Origin of the sequence: Paraburkholderia nemoris (assembly GCF_905221015.1) — a bacterium.
GTDB classification, from domain to species: Bacteria; Pseudomonadota; Gammaproteobacteria; order Burkholderiales; family Burkholderiaceae; genus Paraburkholderia; species Paraburkholderia nemoris.
In genome coordinates, this window is the sequence record NZ_CAJNBO010000098.1 from 1 (window position 1) to 1,676 (window position 1,676).

The 1,676-nt window shown below is 56.4% G+C and carries 1 protein-coding gene; it reads right to left on the bottom strand.

What is annotated here, in order from left to right:
- Positions 1 to 88: 88 nt before the first annotated feature.
- The coding region (locus tag KHO33_RS41810) for a S8 family peptidase (RefSeq protein ID WP_200568562.1) at positions 89 to 1,676 on the bottom strand (1,588 nt) is incomplete at its 5' end.

Here is a 1,676-nt window from a genome sequence, read left to right on the forward strand (position 1 = left end):
GCACTTCCGAAACCCATACACTTATCCACAACCGGTCCTTCTTCAGACCGGTCTCCACCCCGGCTCAAAGCTCGGTCGGCGCGGTGGCTCAAAATTCACTCGGCGCGGACATGTATTGCGACGCAAGGCCGAAAAACTCCGTCGTATCGGCTTCATTAAGTCCAAATCGCGGTCGAAAGACTACACCCATTCCGGAGCGTGTGTAATTCACTGCATGCTCGGGATCAGTCTCGGCATGTAAGCAAAAGGTAGCCTTGATCTCCACTTTTCCTGGCAGCGCCAGATCGGGAAAAGGTATAGGGCATCGACGATACTCACCCTTCGCCAACGTGGCTTGAAAAATCACCGTGACCGTTTCGGGAGCGCATTCCAGTATCTCGATGGGTGCCTCTCTAAAGCGGCCCCACCCCACCTCATCCCGTTTGTGCACTCTCCCGCGCTGCGCGTGGTGGATCATAAGAGCCTTAAGAGCGACCGCAGACAAATCTAAAGTCGTGCTCGCGTTCAACCCAGCGGCCGTTCGAAGAGTTAGTGGAGCGGAGTAGCTTGTTCCTTGGACGCCCACTACGCTTCCCAGTAAAGGGTTGAACACGGTAAACGGTTCTGAATCGCTCCCGCCGAATGCGACCCCGTCAGGTTTCACATATCCCGGGCTGCGGCCCGGGCCGACGCAGCTGTACTTCGCCCTGTTCCATTTGGGGCCTGCAGAGTCCGCTGCACCAACCGCGACCGCGTTGACCATGTCGCCCGGAGGCTGAATCCTATTCGCACCCTCCGCTTCCCCGTCGTTGCCAACCGCGACCGTTGCAAAAATTCCGTGTCGGGCACAAAGCTGATCTAGGGTGGCGGTCCACGCATGGACCTCTCCATCTTCGATTGGCATGTGAGGGCCTAAACTGAAGTTCGCGAACTTGTAGTCCCCCGTATCCAGCGCGGCTTTAATACGGAGCAAAACGTCAAATAGGTCTGGGTCATGCCCCGAAGCTGGGCTTAACACTCGAAAGTGATCAACAGCCAAGAACGGACGCGACAGCTTCGGGTTATCGGCGGTCGGTCGGCCGAACAAGAACGTTGAGGTAACTTCACTTCCGTGCATTAGCAATTGACCATGGGTGTCTTTCGTATCGTCATAGACAACTTCATTGGCCCACGGCTTCAAATCATTCGACCCAAGGCCCCCATCAAAGATGGCAACCCGTTCTTCTTCGTACATTGCACCGGCTGAAGGAAGCTCACACGCAATGCCCGGATATGACTGCCGCACGACGTTTGGGATTGCCGTCCTCAACGCTGGCATGGGTCGAGCTACCCGAAGGAAAGAAAACTCCGTTAGACGACGCATTGCTTCGGCCGAAGCCAGGACGGGCACGAAGGTCAACCCACCGACCTGGATGCGTCTACCCAAGTCAGCCTTTGCATCAAGCTTCTTTGCGAACGCGGCAAACGCTGCAACGATATCCTCCTCCTTTGAGCCTGCGTGCAGGGCAACTTCGAAAGCATGGGTCTGCGTGCCCTGCGGCAAGGCACCTTTGAACTTCTCCTCGCTGGCGATCCAAGTGACGGATTCTAAACACAGCGTCTTAAATAATGCAGCATAGTCTTCGCAGCACCTCGTTTGGTGCCTTCCAGTGCTGGAAGCAGGCGTCGACCGCCGAAAGGACTTCGGTGAGCGTGGC